Below are 26,748 nucleotides of genomic sequence, written 5' to 3'. Positions count from 1 at the left end.
ATGAGTACCCCGAGAGCACATCCTACACCGGCGGGAACAGCTAACAACGCACTGATAGCCAAGGAGTAAACAATTATGAGCTACTACGACGACGGGTACGGCAACAGCTTCGGAAAATACAAAAGCCTCAGCAAAAACAGGTAGAGCTATATTTTCTGAGCGTCAAGAATCCAGTTTTACGCTTAACGTGGAAAAGCTACTCGGCTCCACTCCCCCTGTACCCGTACAATAGAGTTCTGGCTAAAAATCTACGCCCAGGAGTCAAGTCACCATGAGTACGCCCGCGCATCACGCCTCTGGTCAGCAGAGCATCCCAACCCCCTATGAGGATCTGCTGCGCGAAATTCTTGACGAGAACCGTGATGCTATTGCCGCCGATGCTCAGCGCAAAGACCGCACGGGCACCGGCACGTTCGGCGTATTTGGGCGGCAGATGCGCTTCGATCTGCGTAGCTCTTTCCCCCTGATTACTACCAAGCGCGTGCACTTCAAATCGGTGGCGGTTGAACTTCTGTGGTTCCTGCGCGGCTCCTCAAACATACGTTGGCTGCAGGAACGCGGCGTGACTATATGGGATGAATGGGCTGACGAAAATGGTGACCTCGGTCCGGTCTACGGGGTGCAGTGGCGCTCCTGGCCCACCCCCGACGGCGGCACCATCGATCAAATCGCGAAAGTGATCGAATCTCTCAAAACGAACCCGTCGTCACGCCGCCACATTGTCTCGGCATGGAACCCCGCCGAGGTTGATGAGATGGCACTGCCGCCCTGCCACGCCATGTTCCAGTTTTACGTGCACGAGCGCCCTGACGGTGTGAAGGAACTATCGTGCCAGCTATACCAGCGCAGCGCCGACATGTTCTTGGGTGTACCCTTCAATATCGCCTCCTACGCCCTGCTGACCTACCTGATAGCCCACGAGGTCGGCATGGAACCCGGCGAGTTCATATGGACGGGCGGCGACTGCCATATCTACTCCAACCACCTGGAACAGGTGAAAAAGCAGCTCGGTTACGGCAACGACCCCGAAGGTAACCCCTATCCCCCGCGTGAGCCCTACCCGTACCCCAAACTCGTTATCAAAACGAAGAAACCTTCTATTTTTGATTACGAGTATGAAGACTTTGAACTCGTCGATTATAAGCATCATCCGGGGATTTCTGCCCCCATCGCGGTTTAGGAGAATCGATGCGTGAGTATGAATCCCCCTCCCCCGCACAACCGTGCCTCGGCGCTATTTGGGCGCAGACCGATGCGGGTATTATTGGGCGCGACGGCACCATGCCCTGGCGTGCCCCCGAAGACCTCGCGCATTTCAAAACCGTCACCGTGGGTAAGCCCGTCATCATGGGACGGCGCACCTGGGAGTCTTTTCCACCGCGTTTTCGACCGCTGCCCGAGCGCACCAATATCGTCATCAGCCGCAGTATGACGAGCGATTCAGCCGCGCCTCTTAAACGCGATGGCGCGCTTTGGGTTCCGTCGCTGGATGCAGCTCTCACCCTTGCAGGCAACACGCCTTTAACACCCAACGCTACCCAGCACCCAGATGCGGCGCACCAGCGAGTTACTGCCTGGATCATTGGCGGCGGCTCCGTCTATGCGGAGGCGCTTTCCCGCGAGGACTTACCTTCCTTTGGACGCATCGAAATTATCGAACGCACCCTCTTCTATTGTCAGGAAGGTAACGAGATTACGGGTGATACCTACGCCCCCGAACTTGCGGTAGAAGGATTTATGGCTGCGGACGAATCGGCGCGATGGCGCATCCTGGGTGAAAGTACCTGGGAGAAGAGCGAGCGCGGCTACCTGCTGGATGCTTCGGGCGGGAAAAATCCCATGTACTACTCATTTCAGACCCTAGCCCGCCTCTGATGTACCTGGCACGGAAATTCCGTACAACAACGTTCGCCTGTGCGAACGGCAAAGTGTAGTCTCGTTTGTCTGAGGTACATTCGTTCACCTCGCAACATCTTACGCCACAGCTCATCACGCTCCTCACACTTCACCTGGTCTTTCCCCATACTGACTAGGGGTTATGACGCTGTTCCACGCGATATGTGGTACACGGGGTAGACTAGAAATTATGAATTTTAATCCCGGTGACTCAGTAGGTTTTGTAGGTTGGCGCGGCATGGTTGGTTCCGTGCTGATGAAGCGCATGCTTGAAGAGAACGATTTCAACGATATTTCTCCCGTTTTTTTCACAACCTCCAATGTGGGCGGTGAAGCCCCCACCTTCGACGGCACGCTTGAACCTTCTACGCTGAAGGATGCGTACGATCTGAATGAGCTTCGCCAGCATAAGATTATTGTGACCGCACAGGGCGGTGACTACACGAAAGAGGTTCACCCGAAGCTGCGCGAATCTGGCTGGGAGGGTCTGTGGATTGATGCCGCTTCTGCCCTGCGCATGAACGATGATGCCATTATCGTACTCGACCCTATTAACCGTGATGTGATTGACCGCGGTCTCGAATCCGGTGTGAAAGATTTTATTGGCGGCAACTGCACCGTCTCATGCCTGCTCATGGGGCTGGGTGGTCTCTTCAAACAGGGTCTGGTGGAATGGACCACCTCGATGACCTATCAGGCGGCTTCGGGAGGCGGCGCCCGCCATATGCGCGAGGTTCTGGGGCAGTTCCGCGACCTCGGCAATGAGGTGTCTGCCGAGCTTAACGATCCGGCAGCGGCGATCCTGGAGATTGACCGTAAGGTGCTTGCCAAACAGCGTTCGGGTGACCTTGATACCGCGCAATTCGGGGTTCCGCTTTCCGGCTCGCTGATCCCGTGGATTGACTCTGACCTGGGCAATGGGCAGTCCCGCGAGGAATGGAAGTCTGATGCCGAGACCAACAAAATTTTGGGTCTTGAGGGCGATAACCGTGTGATAATGGACGGTTTGTGTGTGCGTATCGCGGCCATGCGTTCGCATTCTCAGGCACTCACGATGAAGCTGACCGAAGACCTGCCGGTTGCCGAAATTGAGCGCATTATCGCTGAAGATAACCAGTGGGCCCAGGTGGTGCCGAATACTAAGGACGCCACGATGCAGGGGCTGACTCCGGTTGCCGCTTCCGGGTCGCTGAATATTCCGGTGGGTCGCATCCGCAAGTTGGCGATGGGTCCGCAGTACATTAGTGCTTTCACGGTGGGTGACCAGCTGCTGTGGGGTGCCGCTGAGCCGGTGCGCCGCATGCTCAAAATCGCGGTCGGTAAGCTCTAAAGTAGCCTTCTCAAAGTATTCGTGGGCGCGGTGCCGTAAGAGCGGTTCTGCGCCCACGTATGTTGAGCCTAGCCCACAAGCTTTGAACGATATGCGTGGGAATGAGCAAAACGTTGCCTGTACCCACCTCTTGGTGAATAGGGTTTCTGGTTGCCCCGAACCTAGCGGATAAGCCTGTGCCCCGCATCCTCAATCAGGATGCGGGGCACAAACTCAAAGTAGGCAGGTATATCTTTCAGGCTATGCTTTACGCGCTGCCTTCTGGGCTTTTCGTTTTTCACGCCAGGCTACGTAGCGATGCCAGAGTGAAATCACTAGCTTTTTGAGTCGCTGATTCAGACGATGCGCCCATGCGAACTCGGTTCCCCAGATTCCCAAACCGATAAAGATAAACAGCCAGCCGGGGCCAGGTGTGACAAGCATAATCAGACCGGCAATGAAACAGAAGCCGCCTACGGCAATCACAAGAGGCTTGTAGAGATGCTTCAGCACCGGGTGAGCGTGCATCCGAGCTTTCTTTTTCTCTAGCCACAGGTGAAACTTGCTGGTTTCACTCTCTGTAACTTCATCCTCTAAGGTTTTCACACATCACCTCTTCTCAGGGCGGCTCTCACCTGTGCGTACACGATACATCAACAGCCTAGCACCCGCGCCTGGGAACTCCCTGATAGCCTAACATCGTAAAAAATATCTTTTATGACACCCTCACTATCGCGGCGCCAAAAGATTATAGTATTGTTATCACAACACCTTAATAGCGGACAAGGTTTATAAATATTTGATAACAATATGGCAATGTCTTCTATTTTTAGACCTTTTACCTCATATTAAGGAAATGCACCTCTACACACGCAGAGAGAATCATGGAAAAACTTTCCTATACAACAGAATTTACACTCTGGCCGGTTCCCCATGCCCGACCCCTGATTGATGGAAAGCCAGAGCCGGGTGCGCATCCGGCAGAATATTTGCATCCCGGCAAACTGCATCTTGAAACGAGCGATGATAATTACGTTGATTTATACATCGTTCCTCCCCTTTTTAAACCCGGATATCCCCCGGGATACCAGTTTTATGCTGATCTTATTTTTAGCAATATTTATATTGCACAAGATTTACAGTTTTATTATCGAGCATTTCATGATGAATTACAGTTTGCGGTATCCTCTGATACTATTTGGCAAAATCGCGATCATCAATATGCTGTAGCAATTGTTGACAAAGATTTGAACCTAAGCTGGACTCTGCGCGATTCCGACCCCTTGCGCATGGAATTTATCGAAACCGTTATCAACACCATTCACGCAAGCATGTTCAAGATGCCCCCCATTCTTGCCGAGGGCGAGTATATGGAGTTTATGAATGAGAGGAATATTCTGGACTCCGCTCACCTATGCTGCGGCGATCGTGTTCTTCGCGCGATTGATGTTAAGGCACACACGAATGATCCCGTGCGAGTTCTCACGGAAACCGATTACAGCGCTGTTATACGCGGTACCGTCTATCCCAGTGCCCGCCTCATCTGGAGCGTCCCTCTAGAAGATGCACGCTACTGGCACAACGCCTACAATGTTTTGACTGTTGATCCGGTCATTGGCACCAAGATCCCCGCCGATGTGCGCGCCATCTTGGAGCATCTACCCGCCGCACCCGCCTATACACAGGGACACTCGTAGGTTACTGCGGGTCTTACCCCACATATCCAATCGGTGTTAGATGCGTGATGGCCTGCCCGTGGACCGTGAGGTGCTGGCACACTGTCAGGTTTCGCAGGCTGCGGTACCGCATCCTGCCTCCACCCGAGATGCCGATAATACGCCCCAGGCTCCTCTGCTGGCGTGGGATATTGTCGATACGAATCACGGCCGCATGGCGTATATTCGTGCTGTTTTGAGGGTACCGCCAGGTTCTCGCGGCTAGACAGTCCTGTGCTGCCTGCGGGCGAACACTATATTTCCCGGGACTCTCAGAGGGTTTAAGACTTTATATGACATGTTTAGGTCATTACTACCTTATGTTGATGTAAACTATAGACACGGGAACAAAATTCCCCTTTAGGTACCTAATCCTCGTCAATACTTTCGCATTATCTTAGGCTCCTCATGGCAAAGACCTCTCTGACAGCACGATTAGAAACTCTCCCTTTTACCAAGAAACACACCAGGCTCCTGGGCGTCACCGGTATCGGCTGGGCGCTCGACGCCATGGATGTTGGGCTGATCTCCTTCATCATGGCGGCACTGACCAAACAGTGGGCGCTCTCCCCCACCGAAACAAGCTGGTTAGGCTCCATCGGATTTTTGGGTATGGCTCTCGGTGCCACCGTCGGCGGGCTTCTCGCCGACCGTTTTGGGCGACGCTACGTTTTCGCCGCAACTCTGCTCATCTACGGTTTGGCGACGGGCGCATCCGCACTCGCCGGTTCACTAGCCGTTTTGATGGTTTTCCGGTTTATCGTGGGACTGGGGCTCGGGGCTGAGCTGCCGGTCGCATCCACGCTGATGTCGGAGTTCTCGCCGCGGGCTATTCGCGGTCGCGTGGTCGTTATTTTAGAAGCGTTTTGGGCGCTCGGATGGGTTCTTGCAGCTCTTATCGGCACCTTTATCGTGCCAAACCCAAACGGCTGGCGATGGGCGCTTGCCATTGGCGTGATCCCAGCACTGTATTCGCTGATTATTCGCTGGGGAACACCCGAATCTGTGCGCTTCTTAGAGTCGAAAGGGCGCACTGACGAGGCAGAACGGGTGGTTGCCGAATTTGAGAGCTCCGCTGCCCTCAGCACACGAACTCACGCAGATGAAACCGCCAGCGACAATGCGCCTGAGACTCCTGCCAGCAATGCCCAGGAGGCAACCTCCATCTGGTCGGCTCCGCTGCGTAAACGCACGCTGGCGCTGTGTACCGTGTGGTTCTGTATCAACCTCTCGTATTACGGGGCGTTCATTTGGATACCCACGCTGCTGAGCGCACAGGGGTTCAGCTTGGTGAAGTCCTTCGCATTCACCCTGATTATGACCCTGGCGCAGCTGCCCGGATATGCAGTGGCCGCCTACCTGATTGAGAGGTGGGGGCGCCGCGCCACCCTCGCCGTATTTTTGGCTGGTTCGGCGGGCGCGGCGGTATGCTACGGCCTCTCGCATTCGGATTTCTACATTATCCTCAGCGGGTGCTTCCTCTCGTTCTTCAACCTAGGCGCATGGGGCGCGCTCTACGCCATTAGCCCGGAAGTATTCCCCACCCGGCTGCGCGGCACCGGCACCGGCACGGCGGCCGGACTGGGGCGCATCGCCTCGATTCTGGCACCGCTTATCGTTCCACCGCTCATCTCTTTCGGCGGCACCGGAGTACTGTTCGCTGTTTTCGCGGCGGCGTTCCTTCTTGCGGCAATAACAACCTTCGCGCTGCCCGAAAAGCGCGGGAAATCGCTCTAACGGCTAAAACCTCCAACGCAGGAATGATATGAAACATAGTGTGCCGAGAAGGTGGGAATCTCTCACCTTCTCGGCTTTTATCGGTCGGTCAGGTTCTCGTGAAGTCGCAGAAGACAAAGGGCGTGTAATCCGTGGCATGCCGCAGGCACACACTATGAGGTGCTGGCGTATTTCCGGGTGCCGGTACGTTATGATGACTAAACATCGCGTGTTGCCGCCTCATGATGGTGTACAGGGTGGGGCTCAGTGCGTATCAGATGAGATAAAACGGTCCAGACATCAACCTCAAGGAGCGCGGCATGGCAGACACACCCGCAGTCACCTATATTCCCTGGCCCATAGCCCACACGCCTGCCCCGCTTGAAAACGGCCAGCCGGTCGCAGGAGGCACCCGGCAGAATATCTGGGGCCCGGTGTGCTGCACTATATCGGTTCGGAATTTCACCTGATGGCGGAGCTGAACCCCCAACCTTTCGACCCCGAAAATTCACGGCGCTTTCGGGGCGATCTGGTGCATCGGGACACGTATTTCTCAGGCAATATCACGTTCAGTTTCGAAGCTGATGAGGATTATCTTTACTTTACGGCACACGTTTTTCTGACCTGGCAAGAGCCCTCTGACCGCACGTACGCGCGCGCCCGGGTGGATCGTAATTTCGCTTTTCACTGGGAACAGCACGATGACGATCCGCAGCGCTCGGTCTATATTGAAGCGGTCTTCATGGCACTGTACCGCAGCCTCAGCGTTGAGCATACGGCGCTTGAGGACGGTGAGTTCCTAGACCTGAACGAAGACAAGCGTTACTATTCATACCATATGCGCCAGGGTGACGATATTATTCGGCTGGCGTACGTTACCGACTACAGTTCTCGAACATACCTTGACGTGACGACCGACTACCGGGCAACGGTTTTGAGCTACTGCCACCCTCCGGCGCAGCTGGCGTGGAGCGTTCCGACCGAGGATGCACGCTACACTCTCGAACACACCGACCCTCTCATCTATCCCCCAGAGACCGGGGAAAATATTCCCGAATATGTGCGCCGTGTACTCCCCCACCTGCCGACGGCACCCTATCAGCGAGAGGCCCGCACCTATGTTCCCGCCTCAGGCTATAAGGCAACCTTTACGCCTTGACCTATGACAGTTCAGCAGGGTGGGGATATTCGTGACGCCCAGTATCCGTGGCAGCGGCTTGTGTCCGGGGAATTCCTGATTGAGAGTCGGCAGAACACCCCTTTCAGCATGTACCTGGACGCATGCGAGCCCGATTGGGATTCAATGAAGGGCGACCGCCAAGTCTACGCCGAGCTCATGCCTATCTCGGGGATTATGCCTAACTTGAATCATGCGCGGCCCTGGTTTGGCGTAGATTTTACGCTCGTCATGCGCCGTTGGAATAACCGTTTGGTGTTTGTGGCGGAGCATCTGACCCCGTGGCGTGCCACCGACTGGGAGACCTGCGCCATCGCGATCCTGGATGCTGAAGGGAGCCTGGCCTGGGAGCTTCGCGATGAGGTTGCTGGGCGCGGCGCCTATATCGAGGCACTGGTGGGGCATATTGTGGATTCTCTGGGAACCGAGCCGCCCGTACTCGCCCCGGGCGAAGGAAAGGTTCTCTACGATGATTACGGTCAGGTTTCGTCGGTACACGTCAATACGGGTGAAGCCATGCTGCGGGCGCTCATCACGCATATCTGGTACGGGGTAAACCCGACAACCGGTCAGCGGGCACCGTACCTGTATGAGGCGCGGGTCAAAGATCAGTTTGATGAGGATTCCAGGGGCGGGTTCAGCACGATCGCGTGGAGCTCACCCGAGAAATTCTACTACTGGAGCTGGGATCGGGTGCCCGGGTTCGTGCCTGCGGTAACCGACCCCGAGATTCTGCGCCGCGACGAGGTGGATCTGCTGATTCCGCATCTTCCGGTTGCCCCCGGCGTACCCTCACAGGAGAATGAAGACGATGCAGCGGTGCCGTGGTTTTACGAGGCTTCCACTGCTACGAAAGAGTAAGGCCAGGTGTGCTAAGTGCAGCATCATGTTGTGGTGGCAAGCAGAGCTTGGCGTGCATGAATTAGTTTCCACGCTAGTACGAAGGTGCGGCTCATAACCTCGCAGAGAGCCATCATGATAAGGGCGCTGGCCCATGCGTCTATGGGAATGGAGCAGTCGAGAGAAAATCGATAAATCTGTTCCGCCCCACCATGTTCTGCATATAAGCCAAAAACAAGACGTCCGCTCATCCCGACCAGCCAGAAAACGACAGCCCAGCCGCCTGCTCGTGCATATATCTGGCGGTTCTGCGTATACACTGCCGTCGTTATACCGCACGCCACGCCGAGGATTAGCCCGAGCGTTATGCATCCAATGATGAGTATCCACCCGTTGTTGTGCAGGGGGAAGCCCGTCATATATTCAATAACAGCCCATCCAACGAGAAGTATTGGCCAGATGAGGCTAAAAATTGTGAGTTTTCGCCCTCTAATTTGCCGTAGCACCAACATCATTAGGGCACAAGAAACCAAAATATCTATCAGCGTCATAATTATATCTCCACAGATATATCTTAGCAGATATATTTATGCCTGAACCTCGACCTTTTATACTGGATTCATGACTCTGGGGGAACTGTACCAACTTGCACGCATGCTACGCGATATTACTATCACGGCTGGATCACTTACCCATATGTCGGTACATCCGAGTGAAGCGATGGTATTTGAAGATATTGTTCAGCACCCCAGCACGACTATCAACCAGGTGACAGAGCGCACCCACCTAGCACAGAGCCGTGTTTCAACAATGGTTAATGCCATGATCACAGAAGGTGCGGTTACGGTCAGTACCGACTCTCAAGATCAGCGTCGCAAGACGCTTCAGGCAAGCCCTCAGCTACTGCAAGACATCAAGGCCATAGACTCTGATGAAGCGATTCGCCAAGCTATACATCGACTTTATCCGAGCCTGTCGGAACATCAGATAGTGAATGTCACACAACACCTCGACCACATTTTTACCCTGCTCAGCGCAGACTCAAGGAGCGAGTCATAGCATATGCAGTACATTCTTTTGCTCAGGAGCGTTAACCTGGGGAAGCTGCGCAAGGTGTCGATGCCCGAGCTGAAGAAGCGGCTGGCTGCGCTGGGGTACGAGAACGTCACAAGCTATATCAACTCAGGGAACCTGCTATTTGTGAGTTCGCAGGATAAAACCACCGTGGTGCAGGAGATTACCGAGCTGCTGGCGGAGCATTACGATTTCGAGATTCCATTCTCACTTCTCACCGCTGAAGAATACCGTGAGGATGCGCACAACCTGCCCGCGTGGTGGAACGAGGACATGCCGCGCCTGGACGCCATGTTTTTCACCATTGATGCTGATCGCGATGCGCTCGCCGCTGAGCTCGAAACGTTGGATGTTCCCGACGAGGTGCTTCACGTAGGAACCTGCGCCGTCTACTTCGGTAACTACAGCACACCCGATTATAAAAAGGCTCAGTACGGAAAGTTCATGTCAAAGAAAGCCTTCGCAAACCAGCTGACTCTGCGCAACGCCAAAACCTGCAACAAGATCCTGAACCTGCTGGATTAACAACGCCACCCCACCCACATCACAGTTTGAGTTTCGTATGGGGTGGGTGATCCGTTTAATCCGCCAACTAATCCTCAAAATCCACAGGACGGCGTTGGGCACGGCTGCGCGGCTGTAGTTCTAATTCAATATCGGCGGCGTCGAGTGGCATCAAAGCGTCTAAACCACTCCGAACGGATTTAGACTGCAAAGTCTTCTCATACTCGGTATAGGTCATGAGCACGTATGCGGGTTCGCCCCGATTGGTAATAATGACTGGTTCGGTTTGTGCCGTTTTCTGTGCTTGGCTGACGTTCTGCTTGAACTCTTGATTGGTCATCACGGTCATTACGATAGCTCCTTACACAGCGATATATCTGCAAGAATAGGATGAGCCCCTGAGAACGGCAAGAAAACTCCTAAAATTACAGACCCCACAAACCGCGAGCAGATAGTATTTTGACGAGCATATAACAATCCGCTATCTGCTCGTCAAAATCCTATCTGCTCGCGGGAATAAGAGGCTGAAGAGTCCTAAATCTTCCCGTTCACCACAACCGGCTCGGGCACCAGCTCAACCCCGAATTTCTCGGCAACACCGGCGCGCACCGCCCGGGCGATCGCGAAAATATCCTCAGCGCTGGCATCCCCACGGTTCGTAATCGCCAGCGTATGCTTGGTCGAGAGCGAGGCGCGACCACCCGCAATCTCGCGCGCATCGCCTTCGAGCCCGAAGCCTTTCTCGAACCCGGCGTGCTGAATCAGCCAGGCGGCGGAGAGCTTCACATGCTCCTCGCTCTCCTGCTGCTCGGTTCCGAACACTCCGGTGCGCGTTACTACCGGGAAACGCGGCGCATCCTCAGGCAAAGAATCAAGCACAGACACCGGTACAATCGGGTTTGTGAAGAACGAGCCGGTCGAGAAGGTATCGCGGTCGGAGGCATCCAGCACCATCCCCTTGGAGGCACGCAGCGCCAGAACCTTATCCCGCACCAGTGCGGATTCGGCGCGCTCCCCCACCTGCACGCCCAGGCTCTTCGCCAGCTCGCCGTATTTAATGGGTGAAGACAGGCTGCCGAGCGTGAACTGGAAATCCACGGTCAGCACCACATAGCGCGGCGAGCCGTTCACCATGTTTTGCTTCAGAATTGAATCGCGGTAGCCGAAACGCAGATCGGCGTTTGCAAAAGTCTTGAACTTTCCCGTCTCGCGGTCCCAGGTGCGCACGGACGCAATGAACTCGCCAACCTCCACCCCGTAGGCGCCCACATTCTGCACGGGGGTTGCACCCACGGTCCCGGGAATACCTGACAGTGCCGCCGGGCCGGACCATTCTTTTTCAATGCTCAGCTGCACGAAATCATCCCACACGGTACCCGCCTGCACGCGCACATTCGCGCCGCCACATGCGGGAATAGGCAGCTCCTCAACCCCGGTGGATGCAATATGCACAACGGTACCGTCAAACCCGGCATCAGAAACCAGCAGGTTTGAGCCGCCACCCACGATCAGCACGGGTTCGTTGGCAGCATCGGCGGAGGAAACGGCCTCGACAATCTCGGCTTCAGTCGTGGCGCGGATGTATGTGCGGGCAGGGCCGCCAACTTGGGCGGTGGTGATCTCACTCAGCAGCTTTTCAGTCATGTCTTTAAGAATACCGGTCTGTCACGTTTTATTCCGTTAGGGTCAGCTAAACCTTATGGCAGGCCCGCCCCGTAATCGGAGCGGGCCTGCCATAACTCAACGCACAGTCACACAGAGTATCGACTGCAAGGCGCAGCCTAGGCAAATTTCACTACGGCCTGAGTCTTCATCAGAACCTTCTGCTGCCTGCCTTCACCGTCGTCAGCGGTAACGGTAAGGTCGATGCGAGCCGTGCGCGCATCCTCATCCACGGCGCCTACCTTGCCGGTGATGGTCAGCGTATTCGTGGGGGTGTCCGGGTTGTCGCCGCCGGGCGCATCCGGCACCGGTACAGGTTTGGTGAAGCGAGTCTGGTAGTCCACGATTGCACCCGGATCGCCCGCCCAATCGCTCACCAGCTGCACGGCGGTGCCCATCGTGAGCATACCGTGCGCGATCACGCCGGAAAGCCCCACGGACTGGGCAAAACGCTCGTTCCAGTGAATCGGGTTGAAGTCACCGGATGCGCCCGCATACCGCACCAGCGATGCACGCGCAATCTCAACGGTTCGGGTGCCGATCTCTTGCCCTTTTTCGAGTTCTGCAAAGTTTACGGACATTATTCGCCCTCCTCGTCGGTACGTACCAGCAGGGATGAGATACAGGTGGTAACGGGGTTTCCGTCGGCATCGGTGATTTCTTCGCGGGTGGTGAGCATGGCGCCCGCACCCATCACACGCACGGAATCCACATGAACTTCGGTGCGCAATTCGTCCCCCGCCACGATGGGGCGGTGATGCGTAAAGCGCTGGTCGGCGTGCACCACACGAGAGAAATCAATGCCCGCAGATTTATCGCCGATCAGTGCGGCATCGGCTGCTTGGGACAAGATGATAGCGAAGGTGGGCGGGGCGATCAGGTCTGCGTAGCCTGCGGCGCGTGCCGCCTCAACGTCATGATGCAGAGGGTTTTCGGCGTGTACGGCGCGGGCAAATTCCCGGATCTTCTCGCGACCGACGACGTAGGTGCCCTCGGCGGGGTACACGCGACCCACAATGTCAGGGTTAATACTCATACCCACCAGTCTATCGGGTTGGTACCGTAGCTGCCGCCGCTTACCGCGAACATGAAGGTATCCATGAGCATAGGGAGCGTAGACTGAAAGGGTACTTTTTCTCGTTCTGAAAGGAGCCATCATGTCTATCCCGTTCTCGGTTCTTGATCTTATGCCCACGCGCCCCGATGATTCTCACGCGCAGACCATGCGCAAGACGGTTCAGGCGGCGCAGGCGGCTGAGCGTTTTGGGTTCAACCGTTTCTGGGTTGCCGAGCATCATAACGCGGGTTCGCTGCTGTCTTCGGCGACGGTCGTGGTGATGGCAGAGCTCGCTGCCGCAACCGAGCGCATCCGGGTGGGTTCGGGCGGCATTATGCTCCCCAACCACGCCCCCTATGTAGTGGCAGAACAGTTTGGCACCTTAGAGGCGTTCCATCCCGGGCGCATTGATCTGGGTTTGGGCCGCGCACCCGGTACCGACCCTATGACCGCGCAGGCGCTTCGTCGCGATAATTCTGCAGCTATGAATTTCCCCGCCGAGGTAGAAGAGATTCAGCGGTATCTGGGTGAGCCCTCCCCCATGCGCCGCGTGCACGCTATCCCCGGGCAAGGGTCCAATGTGCCGCTCTATATTCTGGGGTCATCAACTTTCGGGGCTTCTTTGGCGGCTAAGCTGGGTCTGCCGTTCTCGTTTGCTTCACACTTCGCCCCGGCTGCCCTGCAGGATGCGCTCAATGTCTACCGCAATAACTTCACCCCGTCTCAAACCCTGGATAAACCCTACGTTATTGTGGGCGCAGGGTCGCTGGTTGCCGAAACGGATGAGCAGGCGCAGCATCTTTTCACGACTGCGCAACAGCACGCCCTAGGGATTATTCGCGGGCGTCCGCAGTTTTCTCCGCCAGTCGACGATATGGAAAAGCTGTGGAGTCCTGCCGAGAAACGGCATATCTCCTCAATGCTTCAGGAGGCGGTGGTCGGTTCCCCGCAAACGGTTCAGAGCAAGCTCGAAGATTTGGTTGCCCGCACCGGTGCAGACGAAGTGATTATCACGAGCACGCCGTGGGAGTTTGAAGACCGCATTCGAAGCTACGAATTGCTTTCGGAGCTGCCGATTTTCCAGAAAACCAATTAGACTAACGAGGATTTATCTCACCTCTTCTGAGCGATTTACCACATACTTCTGGCATGTCTTGGCATAAGGTTTATGAGGCTTTACCCTAGATATATAAAATAACTTTTATATATTATTGGTAAGCCCCTTCCCCACACCAAGACATGCCAGAACAACAAAAGGTACGCTCATGAGCTCGGAAGACCAGTATTCTTCTGCCCGCACCCGTTCCCAGAACCCAGACCTGCGTCCGCGAATTGCACTCGCCTTTGGGCTTGCTGCAGCGATTGTCGTAATCCAGTTCGTCGGATCTCTTATGACGGGCAGTCTCGCCCTTCTTACCGATACGGCGCACGCGCTCACCGATGCCTCCGGACTGCTAGTCGCTTTGATAGCGGCGACTCTCGCGCTGAAGCCCGCAACGGCACAACGAACCTGGGGATTCCGACGCATCGAAGTTCTTGCAGCACTCGCCCAAGCCACCTTACTGATGGCGGTCGGTCTTTATGCGGCCTTTGAAGGGATTCATCGTCTCTTCGAGCCTCCAGAGGTACCGGCTTCCGAACTTTTGCTCTTCGGCGTCATTGGTTTGGCGGCAAATATTGCCGGAATCATGGTGCTTTCTGGGCGCCGTGATGCGAACTTTAATATGCGCGCTGCGTTCCTTGAAGTCCTCAACGATGCACTTGGTTCCGTGGGCGTCATCGTCTCTTCACTCGTTATAGTCTTCACCGGCTTCATGCAGGCCGATGCCATTGCGGGCTTATTCATTGCGGCGCTAATTGTTCCTCGCGCGGCAAAGCTCATGCGTGAGACCACCGGTGTACTGATGGAGTTCTCTCCCCAAGGGCTGGATCTTGAAGAAGTGCGTCGCCATATATTGACCGTGCCGGGTGTACATGAGGTTCACGATATACATGCCTCAACCATAGCAACGGGTCTGCCCGTACTGACCGCTCATATCGTTATCGCCGATAAATGCTTCACGAATGGTGAGGCCCTGGAAATCTTGCGGCAAGCCCGAACCTGCGTATCCGAGCATTTCGAGGTATCTATTAGCCACTCGACCTTCCAGCTTGAGAATGCGCTTTTCGGGCAGACAGAACCCGAAGAGACCCAACACCCTTAGATACGTGTGACCCATTTAGCCACCCGAAAGGCACAAACAAAAAAGCCTGCCTCATACGAGACAGGCTTAGCTGAGCCCCGACCGGGAATCGATCCCGGGACCTCCATCTTACCAAGATGGCGCTCTACCACTGAGCTATCGGGGCGTAGCGGTGGACGGGCTCGATCCGTCGACCTCACGATTATGAGTCGTGCGCTCTAACCAGCTGAGCTACACCGCCAGAACATCAACCTTGCAGGCCAATGCGAGAGCCCCGACCGGGAATCGATCCCGGGACCTCCATCTTACCAAGATGGCGCTCTACCACTGAGCTATCGGGGCAACAGATAAAAGTTTACAGTATCCTAAACCACCCGCGCAAATAAGGGTTAGGTGTTCTGTGACACTTTGTTTTAGCCCTAAAAATAGGCGTTTTTACACCGTTTATTCGCGGATGCGCCCACCGGTTTTTCCGTCCACAATACCGGCGGGCGCATCCCGCTTTTATGAAATAACGAAACGCCTTATTTTACGGCTAACTTTCACAGACTAGTAGCGTTTACCGTGTGACTTTCCGCGGCGATCATCCCGACCACCACGGTGATCATCGCGACGGGACCGGAACCCGCCATCGCGGCGATCGTTGCGGCGGAAACTGCGGCCACCGCCTCCCTGAGGCCCCCGATCCTTACGGATGTTGATGAACTCACCGGCAATCTTGGTATCACGCAGACGATCGAAGAAACCCTTGGGCAGGTCTTCGGGAAGACCCACGATCGTGAAGTGCTGGCGAATATCGATCGAGCCGATCTGTGAGCCCTTAATACCGCCCTCGTTTGCAAGCGCGCCCACAATGGCAGAGGCTTTAACCCGAGAGGCGCGGCCCACGTTGAGTTTGTAGTTCACCATGCCTTCGTCGCTGTGGTTTCGCCCCTTCTTGGGCCCGCGTTTGCCGCGGTCCTTGGTGTCGTCGGCGAAAGCGCGGGATTTACGGGCAATATCGTCGTTTTCATCGAGGAAGAAGGCGCGACCTTGCTGTGCAATGACGGCGAGCGCGGCGGCAATGTCTTCTGCCGTGGTGTCGTGCTCGTTTTCATAGTCTTCGATGATCTTGCGGAAGAAGTTTAGGTCTTCCGTTTCGATCGTTTCGGTGATCTGCTCGGCGAAGCGCTGTTTACGGCTGCTGTTCACGTCTTGCGCGGTGGGCATATGCATTGGCTCAACCTTTTGACGGGTTGCCTTTTCGATCTGCCGCAGCATGTATTTTTCGCGCGGAGTTACGAAGAGTATCGCTTCGCCGTCGCGTCCGGCTCGACCGGTACGCCCGATGCGGTGCACATAGGATTCGGTGTCGTGCGGAATATCGTAGTTCACCACGAGGGAGATGCGTTCAACATCCAGTCCGCGGGCGGCTACGTCGGTTGCTACGAGAATGTCGATGCGCCCGTCGCGCAGCGCATCCACGGTGCGTTCGCGCAGCTGTTGGGGAATGTCGCCGTTAATAGCTGCCGCTTGGAAACCGCGTGCTTTGAGTTTATCGGCTACTTCTTCGGTTTCTTTTTTGGTGCGCACGAAGACGATAATGCCGTCGTAGTTTTCGACTTCGAGCACGCGGGTCATGGCGTCAAGTTTGTGGGAGTGCATGACCTGCATGTAGCGCTGGCGGATGTTCGCCCCGGTGGTGGTCTTGGTTTTGACGCGCACCTCGGTGGGGTCGTTGAGGTATTGCTGAGCGATTTTGCGGATCGAGTTGGGCATGGTGGCTGAGAAGAGTGCCACCTGTTTGGCGTCCGGGGTACCTTCGAGAATGGTTTCTACGTCTTCGGCGAAGCCCATGCGCAGCATTTCGTCGGCCTCATCCAGTACCAGGTATTGCAGGTTTGAGAGGTCGAGCGAGCCCTTTTCGAGGTGGTCGATCACACGCCCGGGGGTGCCGACGACTACCTGTGCGCCGCGGCGCAGTCCGGCAAGCTGGGGTCCGTAGGGTGAGCCGCCGTAGATGGGAAGCACAGTGAAGTCTTCCATGTGGGTTGCGTAGGAGGAGAAGGCCTCGGCAACCTGCAGGGCGAGCTCACGGGTGGGGGCAAGTACAAGCACCTGGGTGTCTCGGGAAACGCCGTTGATATCGGCAAGTTCTGCCATGCGGGAGAGCGCGGGCAGCGCGAAGGCTGCGGTTTTGCCGGTACCGGTCTGCGCCAGACCCACCACATCGTTGCCGTCGAGCAGCGGCGGGATGGTCTGTTCCTGGATGGGGGAAGGTTTCTCGTAGCCGACTTCTTCGAGTGCAGAGAGCACTCGGGGGTCTAGCCCCAGGTCGGTGAATCGGGTGCCTTCTTCTTCGTGGCTTTCGTGAGTATTGTCTTCAGTATTCTTCTTAGTGGCCGCGTTGTCTTCTCTAGGCTCTGCTGTCATGCTTTCTGCAGCGTCTGCTTTTTCGTTCGCGGGTTTTTCACCGGTTTCTAGGGAAGATTCTTCAACGGTTTTTTCTACAGATAAGGTCTCTTCGGTATTGCCGAGCGTAGCGCCTTGTTCGGTGTTCTCGGCAGGAATATTTTCAGTCACTTTTTCCTCATTTTGCTGGGGTGTTCGGGCGCACGCTTTTCGGCGCCGTTCGGATTCCCCTACACATTCCAGCCACATTCTGCGCGCCTTATTATCAGGCGGGCGAGCAAGACAACGCAACCCGGGCATCCGGTAAGGCGGAGGCACTCAGGGATAGGATTTCTCTACGCTGGGGGTTGGTCTTGAATTTCTCGGTGACACGCAAGTCTCGGCACATCTGGAATGAGGTGCGATGTGTATTGACGCCACGAGGCGGCATAGCATACTGAGTTCGGTGATTTTGAGTTCGGCGCCAGACGTGAGGTTAGTAACCGATTCGACCGGTTGGGGCGCACAAGACCTGTATCGGGGGTACCCGTCTTTATAAGTGTACCCTACTTTGGTGCGGCAACGCGCCGGATGCGCGCAAACCCCGGTTTTTCGCCGCGGGTTCTAAGCAAAATAGCCCCTTCAGGTCATGGAAACATGGATGTGCAAGGCTATTTCCCCGCACTACTACGCGCTTGCGGAATGCAACGCGCAGGGTCGTGGGATGGGTACGCCTAAGATATTTTACGCGCGACCTCAAGGGAACCGTAAGTACCCACCTGCGCATAGGGGTGCCCATAACGGTCAGCGGCATACTGTGCGGTGTTTTGCGGCGGGTTACCTCCCCACGCTGAGCCGCGCTTATCGATCACCACGTAGTCGGGCGCCGGTTCTCCCGCATGCCCAATCCAGTAGACGGTTCGACCCGGAATCAGCTGGGTGAGGGTCGAGAGGTCTGCCGCAACGCTTACATCCTGCGGTACCGCCTCAACAGCCTGCATACGGTTCGTTTCGGAGGCCGTCAGCCGGTTGCTGGTGAACGAAGACTTGGTCAAATCGGCAAGCGGCTGGTCGGACGTGGGAGTAACGGTCGGAATCACCGAGACCAGCAGCGCAACCGCCGGGAAGAACCAGAGCGGAACACGGCGGACGGACTGGCGTAGATTCTCTACCCATCCGATGGGTTTATCCCCGGTTTCTGCCGGTTCATCCTCTGATTCTTCGTCTTCCGCAAGCGGTTTAGGGTGCGCCAGCACCTTCCCGTACCGCAAGTTGAGGATAACCTCTAGAAGAGCGAGGAAAGCCACGGGCATCAGCACGAGCGAGTAGTGCCAGGTGCTCAGCCAGTACGCCTCCGTATTTGAGAGCAAACGCCACAGGAGCGTGGGCAGAATGACGATAGCGAACGGGCTTGCAACCCAGATAATAGCGCCGCAAAAGAGCAGCAGCAGAATCGTCCAAACCTTCTGGTCATAGTTAAAGATAGTGATCGCAGAACCGAGCGGATCGGCGAAAGCGCCGTATACATCAACCTTATCGCCGTAATCGAACTGCCCGTTGGCGTTAAAGAGCGGAAGAATAAGCGCAACCGCGGCATAAGACCAGAAGAGACCCCAGAGTATCAGCATGGTTGATTCAGCGGCACCCCGCGTCTTAACCCAGGAATTAAAGGTGTTGCGGATGCGCTCACCCCGCGGCAGCGGTTTATCCTCAGGATTCTGGGGGAAGAGCTCGTCGAGCCCTTTGCGTATCCACCCAGTGCGGACGAATGCGACAATACCGATCATCGCGGCAGTAACGCCCATATCTTCTTTGACGAAGGCAAGCGGGGCAGCCCACAGACAAGCACGAATAATATAGCGGGAGCGTTCATCAGCATTGATGCGACCGGCAAGCACCAGATTACCCAGCGCCCCACACAAGAACGGCAGAGCGAACGCAACCTCATGGAACTGCGCAGCCACCGCCTGCTGCACCCCGTAGCTGAGGGCGAAGGCAGCACCCAGAAGAACACCCACAAAAGTTCCTGCGGGTTCGGGTTTGGCGCTTGAGAGGGCACATGCCCGCTGTGTAAACCGCACCATCATATAGACGCTGGCGGCAATCATAAAATTCTGGACCACTAGAAGCGTCAGCGGCGAGGGGAAAACCGCATACACAGGCCCTAAAAGCACCAGAATAGGATGAAAATGATCGCCCCACAGATTAAAATCGGTCCCCTTAATCTGCACAATTGGCATGTCGAAATGCGAATATGCCTGCGCCATCTGCGTGAAAATCGCAAGATCCCATGAAGGGGTAATCCAGTGCTTAAGCTGCTGAACGGAGTAATAGCAATAGAGGGCAAAAACCGCTAGGGCGAGCATAATCGCCACCAGCACTCTGCCCGCGGTCACCGAACGATGTGCCCGGGTATGTTGTGATGCAGAAGTTTTCGCCGATTTCTCGGTAGGTTCCGAGTCGGGTGCACTCACCTCAGCCGCCATGCGTTTTCCTCGTGTTTGTTGTGTTTGGTGCCCGGTGGCAAGCACACACGTTCTTAAGTTACGCTACGTCGCCGGTGCGCCCGCTCACCTGTGAAATATATAGTTACTACTCAGGGTATCCTATTATTAAACGTTATCCCGAGATCTGCGCCTTTTTTACGCAGTTAACTCAAGATATATCTCACGCGCATATTTTCTCCCCTACACGCTAAGGATGCTGTGCCCACCGAATCCGTGCCTGATGCCGCATACCGCATCGAGCTTTCCCGCTTACCGATGCGCACCTCGGCGCTGACGGCGCGCATCACGGTAGGGATACAGGCGCTTATTTACCCGTACGTTCCGGTGCATGTAGGACAGACACTCGGTCGTTTACAGCGCGGCCCGACCGATCCGACTTTTCACCGTCTGCGTGCCCCGCGTTCTGAGCGCTCACACGCGGCAGACGATACTCTGTGGATCGGGGCGCGCACGCCGTCCCTGCAGCTGCCCGCGACCCTGCACTTTACCCGCCGTTTCGAGGGCGCAACCTCTGCGCTGAATGCTCCGGTTCAGGTTTGCCTATGGGCGGAGTCCTCCCCCGCTACACCCGACGATGCATTCCCTACCGAACAGGTCTACAGCGAGCTTGAAGACTTTGCCTCCCTTATGCCCGCGTGGCTGGGCCTGCACGATCCCCGAGAAGAGTTTGCGAAGCTCCCCGCTTTTGAGCATCTGCCGCTAAAAATTCGGCGTGCTTATCGTGAGAATCCGGGGCTACGGCTGAGCGCATCCGGGCAGCTTACCCGGCATATGTTAGCGGCGATCGTAGAACAGCGGGTGACCCAACCGGAGGCTTTTGACGCACTGCGCTGGATTATCATGCGATACGGCGAGTCCGCGCCCTTCAGCGGCAATCCGGCACAGCCTCCTCATCTGCGGGTGTACCCTACTGCTCAGGTTCTAGGCACAATTCCCTCATGGGATTGGCATCGTGCGCGGTTAGATTCCGCCCGATACAGCGCGATTTACCATTTTGCCCAACGCGCCGATGCACTCGAACGCCTTGGGGCAACCGGTCGTATCGTACACCTTGCGGCGGCTCTCGACGATATTCCGGGGGTTGGTCCCTGGTCGGTGGCGGAAGCTCTTCAAGGTTTCTGCGGGCATCCGGATGCTGTCAGCGTGGGCGACTACCACTTAGCGCATACAGTGGGGTTTGCTTTTACGGGAGAACGCACCGACGACGCCGGAATGCTTCGCCTGCTTGCCCCTTACGCCGGTCATCGGCAGCGGGTTGTGCGCCTTATTCAGGAGGCGGGCATTCGCAAACCCAGGTATGGTGCGCGTATCAGTATTCCGGATTACCGGGATTTTTAATATGCGTGTGGAGCCGGTACCGTAAAAAGTACCGACTCCACACGCATAAACCACCCTTCACCGGGCGGGTTTATCACCTAACTATCTCTATGATGAAATGGCTAGTTCTGCTCTGCAGTTGCCATTTCTTCACGAACCTTATCCATATCGAGTTCGCGGATCGAAGTAATCACCTGCTCAAACTGGGACTCATTGAGCGCACCGGGCTGGGAGAAGACGAGAATACCGCCGCGGAAACCCATAATGGTGGGAATGGAGGTAATGCCTGCGGCCTGTGCCAGCTGACTCTGATCCTCGGTATCCACCTTGCCGAAGACGATATCGCTGTACTTCTCGGAGGCTGCCTCGTAGACGGGAGCGAACTGCTTGCAGGGACCGCACCAGTCTGCCCAGAAATCGAGGAATACGATATCGTTACCCTCGACAGTCGAGGTAAGGTTCTGCTGGGTGATTTCAATAGTAGCCATGGAGATAACGCTACACCCTGCACGTACATTGCGCTAATTTTTCACTCACAGACTAATAAATAGTTTAAAGCGCGTCATAAACCCTATTTTTTTGCCGTGAGCGGGCATTTTTGTCGGGTGTGTGAGGGTGCCAGATGCAAAGAACCCGGCTACCGAAGTAACCGGGTTCTTTTTAGGGTGGCAGATGAGGGATTCGAACCCCCGTAGGCTGTGCCAGCTGATTTACAGTCAGCCCCCTTTGGCCGCTCGGGTAATCTGCCGAACTAGCTAGGCTAGAAGTTCGCTCAAGCGAACAGAGACTACTGTACAGGTTTTTAATGAACTTGTGAAGCCAGAGCCTAGCTTTGTGACGAATACAACTTTTTGGGCTGTTTTTCGTTTTCGGAGGCTGTTTTTCAGGCGAGTTTACAGGTCGCCGTCCTGCTCCATCAGAAGCGTAATTTCCAAATGCTCAAGATAGCGTAGCGCCTGTTCAACTGTGCACATCTCGCTTCGAATCTCACGAGCAAGATCGCGCCGCACTCCCTCGAAGCGGGCAACGAGTTTGGGATCTGTCAGCGTTGAGCCGATTCCCTCGAAGGCAGGAGGCTCAACAACATCCGAAGAATCTTCGCTCTGAACCGCATCCACTCGCTCTGCCTCAGGGATGTTCTCAGGTTCAGAACCAATCGAACTGTAGAGGTCAAGGAACAGCAGGGCTTCAGCATCGCGAGCTTCTTCGCGATTCACGCTGCCGGTCGTTGACGAGTATTGTGTAGCCATGTTTCCATTCTGGATGTTCAAGGTTAACAACAGCTGAGAAACGCATCAAAGAACCTGAAAATTATCTGTGAGCGCAACAGAAAACAGGTATTCTATGAGGGACAGATACCGTCGTATTCCGCACAAACACAACGAAAGGACATAGTTTTATGGCAAGCGAATCTTCTTTCGATATTGTCTCAAAAGTTGATAAACAAGAGGTCGCCAACGCCCTGCACCAGGCACAAAAAGAGGTTTCGCAGCGTTACGATTTCCGCGGTGTCGGTGCTGAGATCGACTTCTCAGGCGAGAAGATTCTCATTAAGGCAAACGCCCAAGAACGAGCTCTCGCGGTGCTCGACGTTTTCCAATCAAAGCTCGTCAAGCGCGGTATTTCGCTAAAGTCCCTGGACGCAGGCGACCCCTACGCTTCGGGTAAAGAGACCCGCATCGAATGCTCCATCAAGGAAGGTATCGCACAGGATCAGGCTAAGAAGATTTCCAAGCTGATCCGCGATGAAGGACCTAAGGGTGTGAAAGCTACGATTCAGGGCGATGAGCTACGTGTGTCCTCAAAGTCTCGTGATGATCTGCAGAGCGTGATTTCACTGCTTAAAGGTGCAGATCTTGACGTTGATCTGCAGTTCGTGAATTATCGCTAGATACCTCTGCTGTGCACGTAGCATCAGTGCACCATTAAGGCGGGGTGGTTACCAGTTCTGGTAACCCCCCCGCCTTTCGCCTATAAGACAAACACGTACGCAGGTTTTATAGCTGACCGTTATCGCGCGCCATCTGCTGCAGGCGGGCGATGCGTTTATCCATCGGTGGGTGAGTAGACATGAGGTTCTTCAGGCCACCGAAGGGGTTCGCAATCATAGAGGCCGAAGTATTCACAACCTGCTGATTCTTGGGATCCATTGGGTAGAGCGAGACACCCTTCTCCAACTTATTCAGGGCGGAGGCAAGTGCAATCGGATCGCCCGTGAGCTTTGCACCGTCTTCATCGGCATCGTATTCGCGGGTACGGCTGATAGCCATCTGAATAACCGCCGTAGCAATGGGAGCCAGAAGCGACATCAGGATTATACTCAAGAAGTTTCCGCCGCCGCGCTCACGGTTCCCGCCCATCATGGAGCCAAAGCCAACAATCTGCGCCGCCGCCGTAATCAGGGTTGCGATACCGGCTGCCACCGAGCTTGTAAGAATATCGCGGTTGTAGACGTGCATGAGCTCGTGCCCTAGCACACCGCGCATTTCGCGTTCGTCAAGAAGCTGCAAGATACCCTCGGTACAGCAGACGGCGGCATTGCGCGGGTTGCGCCCGGTCGCGAAGGCGTTTGGAGTCTGGGTGGGTGCCACATATAGGCGCGGCATAGGCTGACCGGCGCGCGAGGAAAGTTCCTCGACGATGTCATACAGAACCGGAACCTCCTCGCGGGTAACGGCATAGGCGTTCATGGAACGCAGCGCGAGTTTATCGGAGTTCCAGTATGAATATGCAACGGTACCCAAGCTCACAAGGGCGAAACCCCAGATAAAAATTGAGCTGCGGAAGTATGTTGAAAGGCCGCCGCCGATAAGCATCAGCAGACCGACCATGCCGCCCAGCAGAAGGGCGGTCTTAAGCCCGTTATAGTGTTTGTGCATTGCGTGTACCTTTAGAAATCGTGTTGCCGTGAACGTATTAGATTACAGCATACGGGATATATATGAGGCAGACATCCAGATTCGCCACCAGCGTGTATTTCGTATTCTCGCATCCACAGGTTCCTCGAATGCGAGCAAGGTCACATGAAGTCTCGAAGTGTTCTGTTATCCCCCAGAAATTCGCAGTTTTAGCGACATAGTGTCATGGTGAAAGTACCCCGAACACGACTCTTATTATGAATTTATCGTAATTGTAATTGTGAAAAAGTCAGATTAACGGTAGAGTATTGTTCATGACCGAACCCCTAGATACGAACGCACACCCGGAACCCGAGCACCCTCTTCACGGATGCTCCCACACCGGCGTGCTACCGTTGGCAGCAGAATCCGCGACCGAACTTCTCACGGAATCTTGGTCGCAAAACTTGCGCGCTAAGGGGCGCAGGGTCACGAAACAGCGGCTTGCTGTTCTACGTGCGGTTCAGGCTCATCCCCATGCCAATGCCGAGGAAATAGTTACCGCTGTGCGGCAAGAGATTCCTACCATTACCGTGCAGTCGGTGTATGTGATCCTCACGGATCTGACGAATATCGACATGCTGCGTAAGTTTGAGCCGCCGGGAACCCCAGGGCTCTATGAGACTCGCACGGGCGATAACCATCACCACGCATTCTGCATTCGCTGCGGAAAAGTTCAGGATGTAGACTGCGCTATCGGCTCAGCGCCCTGCCTAACTCCCAGCGACTTCCACGGCATGGCGATTATCAGCGCAGATGTACTGTATCGAGGCGTCTGCGCAGACTGTCAAACTGAGGCAGAAGCAGAACTGGCGAAGAGCCAGGTGCAAGCCGCAGCGAGCGTTCAGCACTAACGAACCACATTCCCACACCTTACTCCGGGCGTGAAACAGCGCCTCGGTGTTCGTTAGCTGCACCCTAAAACAGGAAGAATGCTCGTCGAAAACCACATAGCATCACCAAAAACACAGGGAGAAGCAAATATGTATCAGACCCCGCAGAACCCCATTCATCCCGGTTCTTACACCACCACGAGCACTGGCACGCCGGTGGCTTCAGATGATCATTCGCTCACCGTGGGAGCCGATGGTCCCATCGTTCTGCACGATGCTTACGCTGTTGAAAAGCTCGCTCAGTTCAACCGTGAACGTGTGCCCGAGCGTGTGGTGCACGCAAAGGGAACCGGCGCATACGGCTACTTTGAAACCACCGAAGATGTTTCGCAGTACACCCGTGCGGCGCTCTTTCAACCGGGCGTTAAAACCGAGCTACTGATTCGTTTCTCGACCGTGGCGGGCGAATCCGGCTCCCCCGATACCTGGCGTGACCCACGCGGTTTCGCGGTGAAATTCTACACCACCGAAGGCAACTACGACCTGGTAGGCAACAACACTCCTATCTTCTTCATTCGCGATGCCATCAAGTTCCCCGACTTCATCCACTCGCAGAAGCGTATGCCCGGTTCGGGTCTGCGCGATAACGATATGCAGTGGGATTTCTGGAGCCTCAATCCGGCATCAGCACATCAGGTAACCTGGCTGATGGGCGACCGCGGTTTGCCCCGAACCCTGCGCCACATGGACGGCTTCGGCTCTCACACCTACCAGTGGATTAACGCCGAGGGCGAGCGCTTCTGGGTTAAGTACCACTTCAAGACCGAGCAGGGCAACGAGTTCTTCACCCAGGCTCAGGCCGATGAAATGGCGGGTAAGGATGCTGACTTCCACCGCCGCGACCTGCGCGAGGCTATCGAGCGTGGCAACTACCCCGCCTGGACGCTCTATGTGCAGATCATGCCCTATGAGGACGCGAAGACCTACCGCATTAACCCCTTCGATCTGACGAAGATTTGGCCGCACTCAGATTACCCGCTGATCAAGGTGGGTCGCATGGTGCTGGATCGCAACCCTCAGAACTTCTTCGCCGAGATCGAGCAGGCTGCCTTCTCCCCCTCGAACTTTGTGCCCGGTATCGCGGCTTCGCCCGATAAGATGCTGCTCGGTCGTATCTTCTCCTACCCGGATGCGCATCGCTACCGCATCGGCACCAACTTCGCACAGCTGCCCGTGAACGCACCACACGCAGCGCCGGTGAACAACTATTCGCATGACGGTTCGATGCGTTATAACTTCAACGACCCGTCCGTTCCGACCTACGCGCCGAATAGTCTGGGTGGACCGCATGCGGATGCGGCACGCGCTGGCGAAGGTAGCTGGGAGTCTGATGGCGAGCTGGTACGCACCGCCTACACCCTGCGCCCGGATGATGATGATTTCTCGCAGGCGCGCACCCTCTACGAGGTAACCATGAACGACGAAGAACGCGAACGCCTGATCAGCAACATCTCTGGTCACGTAGGCGCTGTTCGTTCCGACGAGATTCGTGAACGCGCGTTCCAATACTGGGATAGCGTTCACCCTGAGCTCGGTTCTCGCGTTCGCGAGGCCGTGTCAGCCGCCGCATCTGGTTCGTAAGATACGGCAGCGTCTGTTCTCCTGTAGGTTCGAGAACATGACGCACGGCT

Annotated in this window: 28 protein-coding genes and 4 tRNA genes; 17 read left to right on the top strand and 15 right to left on the bottom strand. The window is 55.6% G+C overall.

Annotated features, from left to right (window positions below; all coding sequences use genetic code 11):
• Positions 1 to 271: 271 nt before the first annotated feature.
• From HMPREF3164_RS10695 to asd, 3 genes are all read left to right on the top strand, one after another.
• Positions 272 to 1,180, top strand: a complete 909-nt coding sequence (locus tag HMPREF3164_RS10695) for a thymidylate synthase (protein ID WP_070450953.1) — start codon at positions 272 to 274, stop codon at positions 1,178 to 1,180.
• Between the two features lie 8 nt (positions 1,181 to 1,188).
• Entirely contained in the window at positions 1,189 to 1,875 is a 687-nt protein-coding gene (locus HMPREF3164_RS10690; protein WP_070450952.1) for a dihydrofolate reductase, read from the top strand.
• Between the two features lie 211 nt (positions 1,876 to 2,086).
• The gene (gene asd / locus HMPREF3164_RS10685) at positions 2,087 to 3,226 is read left to right on the top strand and encodes an aspartate-semialdehyde dehydrogenase (RefSeq protein WP_070450950.1); all 1,140 of its coding nucleotides are present in this window, start codon (positions 2,087 to 2,089) and stop codon (positions 3,224 to 3,226) included.
• A 240-nt stretch (positions 3,227 to 3,466) separates the two neighbouring features.
• Here the strand turns inward: asd and HMPREF3164_RS10680 are convergent, their stop codons facing one another.
• On the bottom strand, positions 3,467 to 3,811 hold the full coding sequence (locus HMPREF3164_RS10680; RefSeq protein ID WP_048754332.1) for a PGPGW domain-containing protein: 345 nt from the start codon (positions 3,809 to 3,811) through the stop codon (positions 3,467 to 3,469).
• Between the two features lie 278 nt (positions 3,812 to 4,089).
• On the opposite strand from HMPREF3164_RS10680, the gene HMPREF3164_RS10675 reads away from it, so the two are divergent.
• The 6 genes from HMPREF3164_RS10675 (at position 4,090) to HMPREF3164_RS11470 (ending at position 8,674) form a co-directional block, all read left to right on the top strand.
• Positions 4,090 to 4,902: a hypothetical protein gene (locus HMPREF3164_RS10675; RefSeq protein ID WP_070450948.1), complete on the top strand. Its 813-nt coding sequence runs from the start codon at positions 4,090 to 4,092 to the stop codon at positions 4,900 to 4,902.
• Between the two features lie 40 nt (positions 4,903 to 4,942).
• Positions 4,943 to 5,146, top strand: a complete 204-nt coding sequence (locus tag HMPREF3164_RS10670; protein ID WP_070450946.1) for a hypothetical protein — start codon at positions 4,943 to 4,945, stop codon at positions 5,144 to 5,146.
• 182 nt (positions 5,147 to 5,328) lie between these two features.
• Entirely contained in the window at positions 5,329 to 6,657 is a 1,329-nt protein-coding gene (locus tag HMPREF3164_RS10665; RefSeq protein WP_070450944.1) for an MFS transporter, read from the top strand.
• Between the two features lie 299 nt (positions 6,658 to 6,956).
• Positions 6,957 to 7,106: a hypothetical protein gene (locus HMPREF3164_RS11480; protein ID WP_004005373.1), complete on the top strand. Its 150-nt coding sequence runs from the start codon at positions 6,957 to 6,959 to the stop codon at positions 7,104 to 7,106.
• On the top strand, positions 7,073 to 7,795 hold the full coding sequence (locus HMPREF3164_RS11475; RefSeq protein ID WP_004005374.1) for a hypothetical protein: 723 nt from the start codon (positions 7,073 to 7,075) through the stop codon (positions 7,793 to 7,795). Before HMPREF3164_RS11480 ends, HMPREF3164_RS11475 begins: the two co-directional genes overlap by 34 nt.
• Positions 7,796 to 7,798: 3 nt before the next feature.
• Entirely contained in the window at positions 7,799 to 8,674 is an 876-nt protein-coding gene (locus HMPREF3164_RS11470; RefSeq protein ID WP_246822689.1) for a hypothetical protein, read from the top strand.
• 23 nt (positions 8,675 to 8,697) lie between these two features.
• Here the strand turns inward: HMPREF3164_RS11470 and HMPREF3164_RS10655 are convergent, their stop codons facing one another.
• A complete protein-coding gene (locus tag HMPREF3164_RS10655) occupies positions 8,698 to 9,072 on the bottom strand; it encodes a DUF1453 domain-containing protein (protein ID WP_246822688.1) in 375 nt (124 codons plus the stop codon).
• Between the two features lie 202 nt (positions 9,073 to 9,274).
• Here HMPREF3164_RS10655 and HMPREF3164_RS10650 point away from each other — a divergent pair, with 202 nt between their 5' ends.
• Positions 9,275 to 9,712 carry a MarR family transcriptional regulator gene (locus HMPREF3164_RS10650; RefSeq protein WP_070450940.1) on the top strand — a complete coding sequence of 146 codons (438 nt, stop codon included), beginning with the start codon at positions 9,275 to 9,277 and terminating at the stop codon, positions 9,710 to 9,712.
• 3 nt (positions 9,713 to 9,715) lie between these two features.
• Positions 9,716 to 10,252 carry a DUF1697 domain-containing protein gene (locus HMPREF3164_RS10645; protein ID WP_070450938.1) on the top strand — a complete coding sequence of 179 codons (537 nt, stop codon included), beginning with the start codon at positions 9,716 to 9,718 and terminating at the stop codon, positions 10,250 to 10,252.
• A gap of 67 nt (positions 10,253 to 10,319) precedes the next feature.
• Here HMPREF3164_RS10645 and HMPREF3164_RS10640 read toward each other — a convergent pair whose 3' ends face one another.
• From HMPREF3164_RS10640 to HMPREF3164_RS10625, 4 genes are all read right to left on the bottom strand, one after another.
• Entirely contained in the window at positions 10,320 to 10,580 is a 261-nt protein-coding gene (locus HMPREF3164_RS10640) for a type II toxin-antitoxin system Phd/YefM family antitoxin (protein WP_023133167.1), read from the bottom strand.
• Positions 10,581 to 10,765: 185 nt separating this feature from the next.
• Positions 10,766 to 11,875 carry a UDP-N-acetylmuramate dehydrogenase gene (locus HMPREF3164_RS10635; protein WP_070450936.1) on the bottom strand — a complete coding sequence of 370 codons (1,110 nt, stop codon included), beginning with the start codon at positions 11,873 to 11,875 and terminating at the stop codon, positions 10,766 to 10,768.
• A gap of 137 nt (positions 11,876 to 12,012) precedes the next feature.
• Positions 12,013 to 12,474, bottom strand: a complete 462-nt coding sequence (locus HMPREF3164_RS10630; protein ID WP_070450934.1) for a MaoC family dehydratase — start codon at positions 12,472 to 12,474, stop codon at positions 12,013 to 12,015.
• Positions 12,474 to 12,929 (bottom strand): MaoC family dehydratase N-terminal domain-containing protein, encoded by a 456-nt coding sequence (locus tag HMPREF3164_RS10625; RefSeq protein ID WP_070450932.1) that lies wholly within the window; start codon positions 12,927 to 12,929, stop codon positions 12,474 to 12,476. Before HMPREF3164_RS10625 ends, HMPREF3164_RS10630 begins: the two co-directional genes overlap by 1 nt.
• A 121-nt stretch (positions 12,930 to 13,050) precedes the next feature.
• On the opposite strand from HMPREF3164_RS10625, the gene HMPREF3164_RS10620 reads away from it, so the two are divergent.
• Together HMPREF3164_RS10620 and HMPREF3164_RS10615 are read left to right on the top strand one after the other, a co-directional pair.
• Positions 13,051 to 14,046 carry an LLM class flavin-dependent oxidoreductase gene (locus HMPREF3164_RS10620; RefSeq protein ID WP_048753197.1) on the top strand — a complete coding sequence of 332 codons (996 nt, stop codon included), beginning with the start codon at positions 13,051 to 13,053 and terminating at the stop codon, positions 14,044 to 14,046.
• Positions 14,047 to 14,215: 169 nt separating this feature from the next.
• Complete coding sequence (locus HMPREF3164_RS10615; RefSeq protein WP_004005385.1) at positions 14,216 to 15,154, top strand: cation diffusion facilitator family transporter; 939 nt, start codon at positions 14,216 to 14,218, stop codon at positions 15,152 to 15,154.
• 73 nt (positions 15,155 to 15,227) lie between these two features.
• On the opposite strand, the gene HMPREF3164_RS10610 is transcribed toward HMPREF3164_RS10615, so the two are convergent.
• The 5 genes from HMPREF3164_RS10610 to HMPREF3164_RS10590 form a co-directional block, all read right to left on the bottom strand.
• A tRNA-Thr gene (locus HMPREF3164_RS10610) sits at positions 15,228 to 15,299 on the bottom strand.
• A gap of 1 nt (position 15,300) precedes the next feature.
• Positions 15,301 to 15,374 (bottom strand) — tRNA-Met (locus HMPREF3164_RS10605).
• 29 nt (positions 15,375 to 15,403) lie between these two features.
• Positions 15,404 to 15,475 (bottom strand) — tRNA-Thr (locus HMPREF3164_RS10600).
• 207 nt (positions 15,476 to 15,682) lie between these two features.
• Positions 15,683 to 17,773 carry a DEAD/DEAH box helicase gene (locus HMPREF3164_RS10595; RefSeq protein WP_048753681.1) on the bottom strand — a complete coding sequence of 697 codons (2,091 nt, stop codon included), beginning with the start codon at positions 17,771 to 17,773 and terminating at the stop codon, positions 15,683 to 15,685.
• 464 nt (positions 17,774 to 18,237) lie between these two features.
• Positions 18,238 to 19,989, bottom strand: coding sequence for a DUF2079 domain-containing protein (locus HMPREF3164_RS10590; protein ID WP_070450929.1), 1,752 nt, complete (start codon positions 19,987 to 19,989; stop codon positions 18,238 to 18,240).
• Positions 19,990 to 20,208: 219 nt separating this feature from the next.
• Here HMPREF3164_RS10590 and HMPREF3164_RS10585 point away from each other — a divergent pair, with 219 nt between their 5' ends.
• The gene (locus HMPREF3164_RS10585) at positions 20,209 to 21,348 is read left to right on the top strand and encodes a DNA-3-methyladenine glycosylase family protein (RefSeq protein WP_246822687.1); all 1,140 of its coding nucleotides are present in this window, start codon (positions 20,209 to 20,211) and stop codon (positions 21,346 to 21,348) included.
• Between the two features lie 101 nt (positions 21,349 to 21,449).
• Here HMPREF3164_RS10585 and HMPREF3164_RS10580 read toward each other — a convergent pair whose 3' ends face one another.
• The 3 genes from HMPREF3164_RS10580 to HMPREF3164_RS10570 form a co-directional block, all read right to left on the bottom strand.
• Positions 21,450 to 21,815, bottom strand: a complete 366-nt coding sequence (locus tag HMPREF3164_RS10580; protein WP_004005389.1) for a thioredoxin family protein — start codon at positions 21,813 to 21,815, stop codon at positions 21,450 to 21,452.
• Between the two features lie 178 nt (positions 21,816 to 21,993).
• A tRNA-Tyr gene (locus tag HMPREF3164_RS10575) sits at positions 21,994 to 22,075 on the bottom strand.
• Between the two features lie 145 nt (positions 22,076 to 22,220).
• Positions 22,221 to 22,577: a hypothetical protein gene (locus HMPREF3164_RS10570; RefSeq protein WP_048753678.1), complete on the bottom strand. Its 357-nt coding sequence runs from the start codon at positions 22,575 to 22,577 to the stop codon at positions 22,221 to 22,223.
• A 149-nt stretch (positions 22,578 to 22,726) separates the two neighbouring features.
• On the opposite strand from HMPREF3164_RS10570, the gene HMPREF3164_RS10565 reads away from it, so the two are divergent.
• Positions 22,727 to 23,218: a YajQ family cyclic di-GMP-binding protein gene (locus HMPREF3164_RS10565; RefSeq protein ID WP_048753676.1), complete on the top strand. Its 492-nt coding sequence runs from the start codon at positions 22,727 to 22,729 to the stop codon at positions 23,216 to 23,218.
• 106 nt (positions 23,219 to 23,324) lie between these two features.
• On the opposite strand, the gene htpX is transcribed toward HMPREF3164_RS10565, so the two are convergent.
• On the bottom strand, positions 23,325 to 24,206 hold the full coding sequence (htpX, locus tag HMPREF3164_RS10560; RefSeq protein ID WP_004005394.1) for a zinc metalloprotease HtpX: 882 nt from the start codon (positions 24,204 to 24,206) through the stop codon (positions 23,325 to 23,327).
• Between the two features lie 293 nt (positions 24,207 to 24,499).
• Here htpX and HMPREF3164_RS10555 point away from each other — a divergent pair, with 293 nt between their 5' ends.
• Both HMPREF3164_RS10555 and HMPREF3164_RS10550 read left to right on the top strand, forming a co-directional pair.
• The gene (locus HMPREF3164_RS10555) at positions 24,500 to 25,078 is read left to right on the top strand and encodes a Fur family transcriptional regulator (protein WP_004005395.1); all 579 of its coding nucleotides are present in this window, start codon (positions 24,500 to 24,502) and stop codon (positions 25,076 to 25,078) included.
• Positions 25,079 to 25,207: 129 nt separating this feature from the next.
• Positions 25,208 to 26,698, top strand: coding sequence for a catalase (locus tag HMPREF3164_RS10550; protein WP_048753692.1), 1,491 nt, complete (start codon positions 25,208 to 25,210; stop codon positions 26,696 to 26,698).
• Positions 26,699 to 26,748 lie beyond the last annotated feature (50 nt).

Origin of the sequence: Rothia sp. HMSC08A08 (assembly GCF_001808385.1) — a bacterium.
Taxonomy (GTDB): domain Bacteria; phylum Actinomycetota; class Actinomycetes; order Actinomycetales; family Micrococcaceae; genus Rothia; species Rothia dentocariosa.
Note: the sequence above shows the minus strand (reverse complement) of the source record. Positions and strands in the feature narration are given on the sequence as shown.

Excerpts from the sequence above, each read along its gene's own strand:
- HMPREF3164_RS10695 (WP_070450953.1), top strand. The coding sequence starts at position 272 with ATGAGTACGCCCGCGCATCACGCCTCTGGTCAGCAGAGCATCCCAACC.
- HMPREF3164_RS10690 (WP_070450952.1), top strand. The coding sequence starts at position 1,189 with ATGCGTGAGTATGAATCCCCCTCCCCCGCACAACCGTGCCTCGGCGCT.
- asd (WP_070450950.1), top strand. The coding sequence starts at position 2,087 with ATGAATTTTAATCCCGGTGACTCAGTAGGTTTTGTAGGTTGGCGCGGC.
- HMPREF3164_RS10675 (WP_070450948.1), top strand. The coding sequence starts at position 4,090 with ATGGAAAAACTTTCCTATACAACAGAATTTACACTCTGGCCGGTTCCC.
- HMPREF3164_RS10670 (WP_070450946.1), top strand. The coding sequence starts at position 4,943 with ATGCGTGATGGCCTGCCCGTGGACCGTGAGGTGCTGGCACACTGTCAG.
- HMPREF3164_RS10665 (WP_070450944.1), top strand. The coding sequence starts at position 5,329 with ATGGCAAAGACCTCTCTGACAGCACGATTAGAAACTCTCCCTTTTACC.
- HMPREF3164_RS11480 (WP_004005373.1), top strand. The coding sequence starts at position 6,957 with ATGGCAGACACACCCGCAGTCACCTATATTCCCTGGCCCATAGCCCAC.
- HMPREF3164_RS11470 (WP_246822689.1), top strand. The coding sequence starts at position 7,799 with ATGACAGTTCAGCAGGGTGGGGATATTCGTGACGCCCAGTATCCGTGG.
- HMPREF3164_RS10655 (WP_246822688.1), bottom strand. The coding sequence starts at position 9,072 with ATGACGGGCTTCCCCCTGCACAACAACGGGTGGATACTCATCATTGGA.
- HMPREF3164_RS10650 (WP_070450940.1), top strand. The coding sequence starts at position 9,275 with ATGACTCTGGGGGAACTGTACCAACTTGCACGCATGCTACGCGATATT.
- HMPREF3164_RS10645 (WP_070450938.1), top strand. The coding sequence starts at position 9,716 with ATGCAGTACATTCTTTTGCTCAGGAGCGTTAACCTGGGGAAGCTGCGC.
- HMPREF3164_RS10640 (WP_023133167.1), bottom strand. The coding sequence starts at position 10,580 with ATGACCGTGATGACCAATCAAGAGTTCAAGCAGAACGTCAGCCAAGCA.
- HMPREF3164_RS10635 (WP_070450936.1), bottom strand. The coding sequence starts at position 11,875 with ATGACTGAAAAGCTGCTGAGTGAGATCACCACCGCCCAAGTTGGCGGC.
- HMPREF3164_RS10630 (WP_070450934.1), bottom strand. The coding sequence starts at position 12,474 with ATGTCCGTAAACTTTGCAGAACTCGAAAAAGGGCAAGAGATCGGCACC.
- HMPREF3164_RS10625 (WP_070450932.1), bottom strand. The coding sequence starts at position 12,929 with ATGAGTATTAACCCTGACATTGTGGGTCGCGTGTACCCCGCCGAGGGC.
- HMPREF3164_RS10620 (WP_048753197.1), top strand. The coding sequence starts at position 13,051 with ATGTCTATCCCGTTCTCGGTTCTTGATCTTATGCCCACGCGCCCCGAT.
- HMPREF3164_RS10615 (WP_004005385.1), top strand. The coding sequence starts at position 14,216 with ATGAGCTCGGAAGACCAGTATTCTTCTGCCCGCACCCGTTCCCAGAAC.
- HMPREF3164_RS10595 (WP_048753681.1), bottom strand. The coding sequence starts at position 17,773 with ATGTGGCTGGAATGTGTAGGGGAATCCGAACGGCGCCGAAAAGCGTGC.
- HMPREF3164_RS10590 (WP_070450929.1), bottom strand. The coding sequence starts at position 19,989 with ATGGCGGCTGAGGTGAGTGCACCCGACTCGGAACCTACCGAGAAATCG.
- HMPREF3164_RS10580 (WP_004005389.1), bottom strand. The coding sequence starts at position 21,815 with ATGGCTACTATTGAAATCACCCAGCAGAACCTTACCTCGACTGTCGAG.
- HMPREF3164_RS10570 (WP_048753678.1), bottom strand. The coding sequence starts at position 22,577 with ATGGCTACACAATACTCGTCAACGACCGGCAGCGTGAATCGCGAAGAA.
- HMPREF3164_RS10565 (WP_048753676.1), top strand. The coding sequence starts at position 22,727 with ATGGCAAGCGAATCTTCTTTCGATATTGTCTCAAAAGTTGATAAACAA.
- htpX (WP_004005394.1), bottom strand. The coding sequence starts at position 24,206 with ATGCACAAACACTATAACGGGCTTAAGACCGCCCTTCTGCTGGGCGGC.
- HMPREF3164_RS10555 (WP_004005395.1), top strand. The coding sequence starts at position 24,500 with ATGACCGAACCCCTAGATACGAACGCACACCCGGAACCCGAGCACCCT.
- HMPREF3164_RS10550 (WP_048753692.1), top strand. The coding sequence starts at position 25,208 with ATGTATCAGACCCCGCAGAACCCCATTCATCCCGGTTCTTACACCACC.